At 61.5% G+C, this 9,896-nt stretch carries 8 protein-coding genes and 1 pseudogene; 4 read left to right on the top strand and 5 right to left on the bottom strand.

Features of this window, described 5'->3' with window-relative positions:
- Positions 1-67: 67 nt before the first annotated feature.
- The 4 genes from EN750_RS06780 to ugpB form a co-directional block, all read right to left on the bottom strand.
- Complete coding sequence (locus EN750_RS06780; RefSeq protein ID WP_127395973.1) at positions 68-1,129, bottom strand: sn-glycerol-3-phosphate import ATP-binding protein UgpC; 1,062 nt, start codon at positions 1,127-1,129, stop codon at positions 68-70.
- A gap of 7 nt (positions 1,130-1,136) precedes the next feature.
- A complete protein-coding gene (gene ugpE, locus EN750_RS06775) occupies positions 1,137-1,985 on the bottom strand; it encodes a sn-glycerol-3-phosphate ABC transporter permease UgpE (RefSeq protein WP_027038136.1) in 849 nt (282 codons plus the stop codon).
- A gap of 9 nt (positions 1,986-1,994) precedes the next feature.
- Entirely contained in the window at positions 1,995-2,879 is an 885-nt protein-coding gene (gene ugpA, locus EN750_RS06770; RefSeq protein WP_023811118.1) for a sn-glycerol-3-phosphate ABC transporter permease UgpA, read from the bottom strand.
- 194 nt (positions 2,880-3,073) lie between these two features.
- On the bottom strand, positions 3,074-4,384 hold the full coding sequence (gene ugpB, locus EN750_RS06765) for a sn-glycerol-3-phosphate ABC transporter substrate-binding protein UgpB (protein ID WP_127395972.1): 1,311 nt from the start codon (positions 4,382-4,384) through the stop codon (positions 3,074-3,076).
- Positions 4,385-4,744: 360 nt separating this feature from the next.
- Between ugpB and EN750_RS06760 the strand changes: the two genes are divergently transcribed.
- Positions 4,745-7,177, top strand: a complete 2,433-nt coding sequence (locus EN750_RS06760; protein ID WP_127395971.1) for an EAL domain-containing protein — start codon at positions 4,745-4,747, stop codon at positions 7,175-7,177.
- A 1-nt stretch (position 7,178) separates the two neighbouring features.
- Here EN750_RS06760 and EN750_RS06755 read toward each other — a convergent pair whose 3' ends face one another.
- On the bottom strand, positions 7,179-7,868 hold the full coding sequence (locus EN750_RS06755; protein ID WP_127395970.1) for a TlpA disulfide reductase family protein: 690 nt from the start codon (positions 7,866-7,868) through the stop codon (positions 7,179-7,181).
- Between the two features lie 35 nt (positions 7,869-7,903).
- Here EN750_RS06755 and argH point away from each other — a divergent pair, with 35 nt between their 5' ends.
- The 3 genes and pseudogenes from argH to EN750_RS06740 form a co-directional block, all read left to right on the top strand.
- The gene (argH, locus tag EN750_RS06750; protein WP_127395969.1) at positions 7,904-9,304 is read left to right on the top strand and encodes an argininosuccinate lyase; all 1,401 of its coding nucleotides are present in this window, start codon (positions 7,904-7,906) and stop codon (positions 9,302-9,304) included.
- Between the two features lie 141 nt (positions 9,305-9,445).
- Positions 9,446-9,652 carry a lipoprotein gene (locus EN750_RS06745; RefSeq protein ID WP_023811112.1) on the top strand — a complete coding sequence of 69 codons (207 nt, stop codon included), beginning with the start codon at positions 9,446-9,448 and terminating at the stop codon, positions 9,650-9,652.
- A gap of 63 nt (positions 9,653-9,715) precedes the next feature.
- Positions 9,716-9,896: pseudogene (locus EN750_RS06740) on the top strand (diaminopimelate decarboxylase); the annotation flags it as partial.

Raw genomic sequence — 9,896 nt, 5'->3', positions numbered from 1 at the left:
AAACAAAGAGTTAGAGCAGCTCGCCGTTTCCGTGAAACGGTGAAACGCTCTGGGCATATCTTTTGAATTAGACGACGCGCTTTCCTGCCTGATCGAACCAGTGCAACTTTTCTGCCTTGGCAACCACGCGCAATTGGTTGCCGACCGTGGCGGTGGCGCGACCCGCGACACGCACGACGATACGGTTGCCGCCTGCCGCACAGTGAAGGAAACTTTCGGCGCCTACCGGTTCGACTGCCTCGACCAGCGCCGGCAGGACGAGCGCGCCGGACGGCGCCTCGGCCCCGAAGGTGACGTCGGCATCCTCGGGGCGGAAGCCGAGCGTGACGGCGTTTGCAGGCGCAAATTCAATCGTCTTGCCATCAGCCAGCGCCGGACCAGCCGGCCCTTGCGAAAGGGGCAGGAGATTCATCGGCGGAGCGCCAATGAAGGAAGCAACGAAGGTCGAGGCCGGTCTTTCGTAGACATCGAGCGGCGCCCCCATTTGCTCGACCAGTCCGGCATTCATGACGACGAGGATATCGGCCAGCGTCATCGCCTCGAGTTGGTCATGCGTGACATAGACCGACGTGACGCCAAGCGAGCGTTGCAGGTTCTTGATCTCGACCCGCATCTGGCCACGCAATTTGGCATCGAGATTGGAAAGCGGCTCGTCGAACAGGAAAACCCTCGGGTTGCGCACAATGGCACGGCCCATGGCGACACGCTGGCGCTGGCCGCCGGAAAGCTCGCGCGGGCGGCGGTCGAGCAGCGCCGAAAGTTCCAGTATTTTCGCCGTCGCGCGGACCCGGCTGTCGATCTCATCTTTCGGCGTGCCACGGTTGCGCAGCCCATAGGCCATGTTGTCGTAGACTTTCATATGCGGATAGAGCGCGTAGTTCTGGAACACCATGGCGATGTCACGCTCGGTCGGACCGATTGAGTTTACGATCTTGCCGTCGATCGCAACTGTTCCCGAGGAGATGGTCTCGAGCCCGGCGATCATCCTGAGCAGCGTGGACTTGCCGCAGCCCGATGGGCCGACCAGCACGCAAAGCTGCCTGTCGGGAACTGCGATTGAAACGCCCTTCACGGCCTCGAAACCGCTGGGGTAGACCTTCTTCACATCCTTCAGATCGACGGTCGCCATCAGCTTCTCACTTTTCGGAATCGACCAGGCCGCGAACGAACCAGCGTTGCATCAGCACCACGACCAGGATCGGCGGCACGATGGCCAGCATCGCTGTAACCATGACCAGGTGCCATTGCGTATCGGCATCGGCGAAGGAGACCATCTTTCTGAGCGCGATGACGATCGTGTTCATGTTGCTGCTGTTGGTGACGAGCAACGGCCACAGATACTGTGTCCAGCCATAAATGAAGAGGATGACGAACAGCGCCGCGATATTTGTCCGCGACAGCGGCAACAGGATATCGAAGAAGAAGCGCCACGGCCCCGCACCGTCGACACGCGCCGCCTCCACCAGTTCACCTGGAATGGTCATGAAAAACTGTCGAAACAGCAATGTGGCGGTGGCCGAGGCGATCAGCGGAATGATCAGGCCGGCATAGGTGTCGATCATGCCGAGATCGACCATCACCTTGTAGGTCGGCAGGATGCGCACCTCGACGGGAAGCATCAAGGTGATGAAGATCAGCCAGAAGAAGGTCATGCGCAGCGGAAAGCGGAAAAACACGATCGCGTAGGCCGACAGGATCGAGATGAAGATCTTTCCCACCGCGATGCCGAGCGCCATGACCGTGGTGTTGAGCAGCAGCCTGCCGACGCTGACGCCGCCGATACGGCCGACACCGCCGAACAGCGCTTCGGTGTAATTGTTCCAGAACTGATCGCCGGGCAGGAGCGGCAATGGCGGCCTGAGGATCGTTTGCAGCGTCTGCGTCGAGGCAACGAACGTGTAGTAGATCGGGAAGGCGACGATCAATATGCCGAGGATCAGCACGGCGTGGGCGATGACGGTGCGGAGCGGTGACTGGCCGATCATCGCTCGCCCTCAGCCGTAATGGACTTTGCGTTCCACATAGCGGAACTGGATGGCCGTGAGCGAGATGACGATGACCATCAGGATGACCGACTGCGCCGCCGAGTCACCGAGGATCAGGTTGACGAAGCCGTCATTGTAGACCTTGTAGACCAGCGTCTCAGTCGTCTTGCCTGGACCGCCGCCGGTGACGGCATGGACGATGCCGAACGTGTCGAACAAGGCATAGACGGTGTTGACGACCAGCAGGAAGAAGGTCGTCGGCGCAAGCAGCGGGAAGACGATGGTCCAGAATCGCTTGGTCTCGCCGGCGCCGTCCATGGCCGCCGCCTCGATCAAGGCTTTCGGCACCGCCTGCAGGCCGGCGACGAAGAACAGGAAATTGTAGCTGATCTGCTTCCAGGCAGCGGCGGACACCAGCAGGATCATGGCGTGGGTGCCGTTGAGCAATGGATCCCAAGCGATGCCGAAACTCCTCAGCATGTAGGCCAGCGACCCGATCGACGGGTTGAAGAGGAACAGCCACAGCATACCGGCAATCGCCGGCGCCACCGCGTAGGGCCAGATCAAGAGCGTGCGGTAAAGACCTTTGCCGCGCACCACCTTCTCTGCCATGACCGCAAGCAGGAGCGCCACGCACATGGCGACGATAGCGGTCGCAAGGGAAAACACCACCGTGACCTTGATCGAGTTCAGGTAGGCCGGATCGGCAAGCACTTTCCTGAAATTGGCGAACCAGACGAACTTGGTCCTCAGTCCGAACGGATCCTGCCTGAGCATGGATTGGTAGAACGCCTGACCGGCCGGCCAGTAGAAAAACACGAGCGTGATGGCCAGTTGCGGCGCCACCAGCAGGTAGGGAAGGATCTTGTTGGGAAACACGACGCGAGGGGTCATGGAGCCACTCCGAGGTGATGAGGCGGGCGGCACGATGTGGCATCCCTCTTCGCCAAGATGGCTTTGATGAGCGTTTCGGATTGGGCTTCATCGACCGTTGGCGAAATCGCAAGCGACGGCAAAACTCCCCTCGCCGAGGGGAGATGCCTGGCAGGACAGGTGGATGCGCCGTAGAGCAAGGACCTGCGCTCGCTCTAATTCCCCAGCGCTTCCTTGATCGCCGCATTGCCACGCGTAACCGCATTGTCGAGCGCCTGCTGCGCGGTTTGCTGGCCGGCGAGCATCTTTTCGAACTCCTCGTTCTGGATATCGCGCACCTGCGGCAGGTTCGGCAGACGTACGCCCTTGGAATTGTCGGTTGGCGCCTTACCCGTCATCTGCAGGATCGGGGTCTCGCGACCGACGTTCTTGTCATAGAAACCGGACTTCTTGGTCGCTTCATAGGCGGCAAGCGTTACCGGCAGATAACCCGACTTCTGGTGCAGGTATTCTTGCACCTCGGTCTTCGACAGGTAGGCGAAGAAGGCCGCGACGCCCTTGTATTCCTCGTCGGATTTATCAGCGAAAACCCACAGGCTGGCGCCACCCGGCGTCGTGTTCTGCGGTGCGCCCTTGGCGTCGCTGTCATAGGGCAATTGGCCGATGCCGTAATTCATGCCGGACTTGACGATATCGCCAAGGCCGCCGGAGGATTCGGTCATGATCCCGCATTCGCCGGCGAGGAAGATCTGCTTGGCTTCGGAGGTGCGGCCGCCATATTTGAAAGTGCCGTCCTTGGCGAGGTCCGCCAGCGCCTGGAAGTGGTTGACGAAAATCGGCGCATTGATCTTGAGCTCGACATCGCCGCCGGCCAGACCGTTCTGCTGGGTGGCCCATGACACGTCATTCCAGGCCGCGAAATTCTCCAGATGGATCCAGGTCAGCCAGGTCGAGGTGTAGCCGCAGGCGGCCGCGCCGCTCGCCTTGATCTTCTTGGCATCTTCCCACACCTCGTTCCAGGTCTTGGGCGGGCTGTCGACGTCGAGACCAGCCTTCTTGAAGATATCCTTGTTGTAATAAAGGATCGGCGAGGAGGAGTTGTAGGGGAAGGAGAGCATGGTGCCGTCCGGCTTCGAATAATAGCCGACTATGCCTGGCAGATACTGGCTCTTGTCGAAGGTCATTCCAGCGCTGGTCAACACATCGGCTGCCGGCTTGATTGCGCCTTCGGCTGCCATCATCACGCCGGTGCCGACGTCGAACACCTGCATAATGTCGGGCGCCTGGCCGGCACGGTAGGCGGCGATGCCGGCATTCAGCGTCTCGGGATACGTGCCTTTGAACACCGGAACAAGTTCATAGTCGCTCTGGCTGGCATTGAAATCTTTGGAGATCTTGTCGACAACTTCGGCATTGGCGCCAGTCATGGCGTGCCACCAACTGATCTGCGTGACAGCAAAAGCGGAGGTTGAGGAAAGCATCATAAAGGTAGCGGCAACACCGGCCGCGAAGCCGAAGGACTTCATGTTTCATCTCCCGTTTGTCATTGGCGAAAGGGGGCACTCCCGCAAAGGCAATATGTGTCGCTCGTGACAATCAGACAACGGTTTTGTTGCAGATCGACGAACTTCGCCCTTTACCCAACGCCACCCTCGCCTCCGCTTGGACGCATGGAAAGCCACACGGCTAGCCGGCTTAGCGAGACGACGAGCGCCAGGAACTGCCGTCGGAACTGCCAAGCTAGCTTTCGGGGTGGCAGCCTTGATTGCAGCCGCTGCAACCCGAAGAGACACGCCAAGGTTGCAGGCGACTTTATCGATCCCTCAACGGCAAAGCGCTACTCAATCCTGCTGCCCTGTTTATTTCCAAAGATCAGGTGAAATAAAATGCTGACGGTCTACAATTGTATCGTCAACGAACACGATCTGAGACTGGTCGCACTCGCCGCGCTGATCTGCGGAATTTCCTGTTTCTCTGCCGTCAACCTGCTTCATCACATAAGCCGCTCCACCGATCGGAACCGGCTTGCCTGGCTGATGATCGCGGCCACTTCGACCGGCTTCGGCATCTGGGCAACGCACTTCATCGCCATGCTCGCATTCACACCGGGCATACCCAGTGCTTACGATCCCGCACTTTCCGTGCTTTCGCTCGCTGCTTCGGTCACTCTGACGGCAGCCGGCATGTGGATCGCCACCTTGCGGAATGAGTTCGACTATCATCTCGTCGGCGGCGCCGTGCTGGGCGGCGGTATCGCGGCCATGCACTACATCGGTATGGCGGCGTTCGAGGTTCAGGGCCGCATCGAGTGGAACCTGTTGCTTGTCGCCATTTCCCTTCTGGCCGGCGTAACGCTCGCGGCGCTGGCGCTGCGTGTCGTGCAGCGCCGTCCCTCCTTGAAGGCGACATCCGGCGGCGCGGTGCTGCTGACGCTGGCGATCTGCACCTTGCATTTCATCGGTATGGGTGCCGTCTCGATCTTCCCCGATCCCTCGATCGTCATATCCGAATACACGATCGAGCCGACCTCGCAGGCTTTTGCGGCCGCCGCCGCCACACTGGTGATCCTGGTTCTGTCGGCATCGGCGCTGTGGATCGATTTGCGCTTCCGTCGCCAGAAGCTCGAGGTAGACCGCATGCACGGTCTGGCCAATGCCGCCGTGGAGGGGCTGATCGTCTGCGACGGCCACCGCATCATCAGTGCCAATGACAGCATGGCGACATTGACGGGCATCGCAACAGCGACGCTGAACGGAATGCAGCTTGGCGATCTCTTCGGATCCGATATGTCGGGCTTCGGCGAACAGCCGCAGGAGGCCGAATTGAGCGGCCGCGATGGCACGAGCATTCCTGTCGAGCTGATCGCCAGGAGCATCGACTATTGTGGCAAGCCTCACAACGTGGTTGCGGTCCGCGACATTCGCGAGCGCAAGAAGGCGGAACAGGAGATCCTGCGGCTTGCCCATTTCGATCCATTGACCGGACTGGCCAATCGCCGCAGCTTTTCCGGCCGGCTGGAGACGGAAATTGCTGCGATGGGCCGGACCAGGAAAGGCGGCCAGCTTGCGCTTCTGCTGCTCGATCTCGACCGGTTCAAGGAGGTCAACGACCTGTATGGGCACGGCGCGGGCGACGCCATGCTGCAGAAGGTTGCGCACTGCGTTACCGGCATTCTTCGCCAAGGACAGATGGTGGCGCGGCTGGGCGGCGATGAGTTCGCCATCATCGCGCCGAACCTGACCGACCCGTTGGAGGCGGGCCGTATCGCCAACACCGTGCTGACCGCCATGCGCGAGGAAAACCGGCTTTCTGTCGGCGGCGGCCTTGTGTCGGCAAGCATCGGCATTGCGCTGTATCCATCGGATGCCGAAAACCAGGCCAGCCTGATAAGCCACGCCGATACGGCGCTCTACCGGGCCAAGACCGAAGGCAAGGACACCTACCGCTATTTCGAAGCTTCGATGGGGGCCGAGGCCCGCGACAAGCGCGTGATGGAGCACGAACTGCGCCAGGCGGTCGCACGCCAGGAGTTCTACCTCGTCTACCAGCCGCAGAAAGAGATCAGCAGCGGAAAGATGGTCGGCTTCGAAGCCCTGGTCCGCTGGCGGCATCCGACGCGCGGCGACGTCTCGCCGAGCATATTCATCCCGGTCGCCGAAGACAGCGGCGCCATTGGCCAGATTGGCGAATGGGTGCTGACGGCCGCCTGCGAGGAAGCCGCCCGCTGGGAAAATCCGCTGACGGTGGCCGTCAACGTTTCGGCGGTGCAGCTCCACAACACGAATTTCAGCCGCGAGGTCCACGAAACCTTGCTGAATTCCGGCCTGGCGCCCGGCAGGCTCGAGCTTGAGATCACCGAGACGGCGCTTGTCAAGGACATGCCGCGGGCATTGGCCACCTTGCGGCAGGTCAAGGCGCTAGGCGTGCGCGTCGCCATGGACGATTTTGGAACCGGCTATTCCTCGCTCTCCAACCTTCGCGCCTTTCCCTTCGACAAGATCAAGATCGATGGCTCATTCATCAAGTCCGTCGACAAGAACGGCCAGGTCGCGGCGATCGTGCGCGCCGTCCTGGGACTTGGACGCGGGCTCGGCCTGCCGGTTCTGGCGGAGGGTGTCGAGACGCTCGGCGAACTGAAGTTCCTGGACGCCGAAGCCTGCGAGATCGGCCAGGGCTACTATATCGGCAAGCCGGCTCTCATCGAGGAATTCGGCGATCTGACCGGCGTCGTCGCACCCGCTGTCGGCAGCAAACCCGCCAGCCTGCGCGACAGAAGCGTTCTGGCCTTCGCGCCCGCACCCGCGCTAGCCACACGCTAGACTACAGGCTCTCGGGCTTGAGTGCCGTCTCGACCAGCCGCCTGGCGTCCGGCCCCGACCATTCGGCCGGGCCGTTCATGTGGGCGATCAGGCAGCCCTCGCCGTCGATCAGCATGGTGACGGGAAGGCCTAGCGCCAAGCCGCGCTTCTTGAGGTCGTTGAACAGCGTCATCGTCGAATCCCGGTAATAGCCGAGCGTCGCGACGCCGGTATCGCTGAGGAACTTCTTCGGCTTCACATCGTCGCCGGCATCGACGTTGACGGCGACCACTTCAAAGGAGTCGCTGCCCTTTTCCTTCTGCAGCGCATCGAGCGCCGGCATTTCGGCACGGCACGGCGCGCACCATGTCGCCCACAGATTGAGCAGCACCGTCTTGCCGGCATGATCGGCAAGCGTCATCGGCTTGCCGTCCGGACCATTGAAGGCAAGGCTCTTCATGGATTGAGGCGGATCGGCCGGCAAAAGTGCCGCAACCTCACCGGTGGCCGACGCCGCGACTTTCTTGGCGCGGTCGCTCTTGGCCGCGCAAGTCACGTCGTCCCTGCTGTCACCCACGGCAGCTTGTGCCGGTGCATTGTTGCCAGACCGGCTCTCGCTGACATATACCGCGACCGCGCCCGCCAGCGCGCCCGCCACCAAGGCGGCGAGGATCAGGCGCGGGGCCGGGAAGAATCTACTACCGTCTGCCATTTTCTCAAAACTGCTCCGAAGCACGGGTTATAGCCATGAGCGACAAGAAAACCAGCAACCAGATGTGGGGCGGACGTTTTGCCTCGGGTCCGGCCGCGATCATGGAAGCGATCAACGCGTCTATCTCCTTCGACCGCAAACTCTATGCGCAGGACATCAAAGGCTCGATCGCCCATAGCGAGATGCTGGCGCAAACGGGCATTATTTCGGCGGCCGACCAAGAAAAAATCGCTGACGGGCTGAACACGATCCTGAAAGAGATCGAGGCCGGCAGCTTCGAGTTTTCGACACGGCTCGAAGACATCCACATGAACATCGAGGCGCGCCTCGCCGATCTGATCGGCCCGGCGGCCGGCCGGCTGCACACCGCCCGCTCGCGCAATGATCAAGTCGCGGTCGATTTGCGGCTGTGGGTCAAGGATGAATGCTTTCGCGTCGCCGAGGCGTTGAAAGGGCTGATCGAGGCGCTGCTGGAGCGGGCCGAGGAGCATGCCGCGACCGTGATGCCGGGCTTTACCCATATGCAGGCGGCCCAGCCGGTGACCTTCGGCCATCACTGCATGGCCTATGTCGAGATGTTTTCGCGCGACCTGTCGCGCGTGCGCGATGCGATCGAGCGGATGGATGAAAGCCCGCTCGGTGCCGCGGCCCTCGCCGGCACCAGCTTCCCGATCGACCGTCACCGGACCGCCAAGGCGCTCGGCTTCCGCGAGCCGATGCGCAATTCGCTCGACGGCGTCTCGGATCGCGATTTCGCGCTTGAGTTCCTCGCTCTTGCCGCGATCTGCGCCACGCATCTGTCACGGCTGGCTGAAGAGATCATCATCTGGTCGACGCCGCAGTTCGGCTTCGTCAGGCTGTCGGACTCGTTTTCCACCGGCTCCTCGATCATGCCGCAGAAGAAGAACCCCGATGCCGCCGAACTGGTGCGGGGCAAGACCGGCCGCGTCACCGGCCATCTGGTCGGTTTGCTGACGGTGATGAAGGGCATGCCTTTGACCTATGGCAAGGATATGCAGGAAGATAAGGAATCGGTGTTCGACGCCGCCGAGACGCTCGACCTGATGCTGGCGGCGATGACCGGCATGGTCTCGGACATGACGGTCAACGCTGCCGCGATGAAGAAGGCCGCCGGCTCCGGCCACGCGACAGCAACGGACCTTGCCGACTGGCTGGTGCGCACGCTCGGCCTGCCGTTCCGCGAGGCGCATCATGTCACCGGCCGGGCGGTGGCGCTGGCCGAAGACAAGAAGGTGGGGCTGGAGAAGCTTTCACTGGAGGATTTGCAGTCGATCAATTCCGGCATCACGGCCGACATATTTTCGGTGCTGGCGGTGCAGAACTCGGTCAAGAGCCGCACCAGTTTCGGCGGCACCGCGCCGTCGGAAGTGAGGAAGCAGATCCGCGCCTGGAAAAAGCGACTGGCGAAAGCGTAATGCCGGATATTGCGAGCAGTAATATCCCGGATATTGCAACGGGCAATATCTCGGATATTGCGACGAGCAATATCCGGGGTGCAATGCGCCGAGAACTCGGCTAAAAGCGGCGGCTGACAAACGTTTCGGACGGATGGATCGATGACCGGAAGCAGGATTTTGGTGACGCTGACGCTGCTGGTTGCGATCGCGGCCGTTTCGGCCTGCGGCAGGAGGGGCGCTCTCGACACGCCCTATGAGGCGGCCGTGCAGGCGCGCAAGGATGCCTCAAAGGCCCACCAGCCCGTGCCGCCGGAGCCGGAAAAACCGGTCAAGGACAAGAAATTCATCCTCGACCCGCTGATCTAGAGCCGACGAGAGCCGGGCCTTTCAACCCGATCTCATCGCGCCCCAACTTCCGGAACCACTCTCGTGAACCATTTCGACTACCGCGACGGCGTGCTCCATGCCGAGGACGTGGCGATCCCCGACATCGCCGCACAGATCGGCACGCCATTCTACTGCTATTCGACGGCGACCCTGACCAGGCACTACCGGGTGTTTGCCCAGTCCTTTGCCGGGCTCGACGCGCTGGTCTGCTACGCCACTGTCT

Origin of the sequence: Mesorhizobium sp. M7A.F.Ca.ET.027.03.2.1, from assembly GCF_003999175.1 — a bacterium.
Classification (GTDB): domain Bacteria; phylum Pseudomonadota; class Alphaproteobacteria; order Rhizobiales; family Rhizobiaceae; genus Mesorhizobium.
The sequence above is the reverse complement of the archived record's forward strand: the minus strand, read 5'-3'. Positions and strand labels throughout refer to the sequence as shown.

Bases quoted from the DNA above. Each gene is read 5' to 3' on its own strand.
- EN750_RS06780 (WP_127395973.1), bottom strand. From the start codon at position 1,129: ATGGCGACCGTCGATCTGAAGGATGTGAAGAAGGTCTACCCCAGCGGT.
- ugpB (WP_127395972.1), bottom strand. From the start codon at position 4,384: ATGAAGTCCTTCGGCTTCGCGGCCGGTGTTGCCGCTACCTTTATGATG.
- ugpA (WP_023811118.1), bottom strand. From the start codon at position 2,879: ATGACCCCTCGCGTCGTGTTTCCCAACAAGATCCTTCCCTACCTGCTG.
- EN750_RS06755 (WP_127395970.1), bottom strand. From the start codon at position 7,868: ATGGCAGACGGTAGTAGATTCTTCCCGGCCCCGCGCCTGATCCTCGCC.
- EN750_RS06745 (WP_023811112.1), top strand. From the start codon at position 9,446: ATGACCGGAAGCAGGATTTTGGTGACGCTGACGCTGCTGGTTGCGATC.
- ugpE (WP_027038136.1), bottom strand. From the start codon at position 1,985: ATGATCGGCCAGTCACCGCTCCGCACCGTCATCGCCCACGCCGTGCTG.
- EN750_RS06760 (WP_127395971.1), top strand. From the start codon at position 4,745: ATGCTGACGGTCTACAATTGTATCGTCAACGAACACGATCTGAGACTG.
- argH (WP_127395969.1), top strand. From the start codon at position 7,904: ATGAGCGACAAGAAAACCAGCAACCAGATGTGGGGCGGACGTTTTGCC.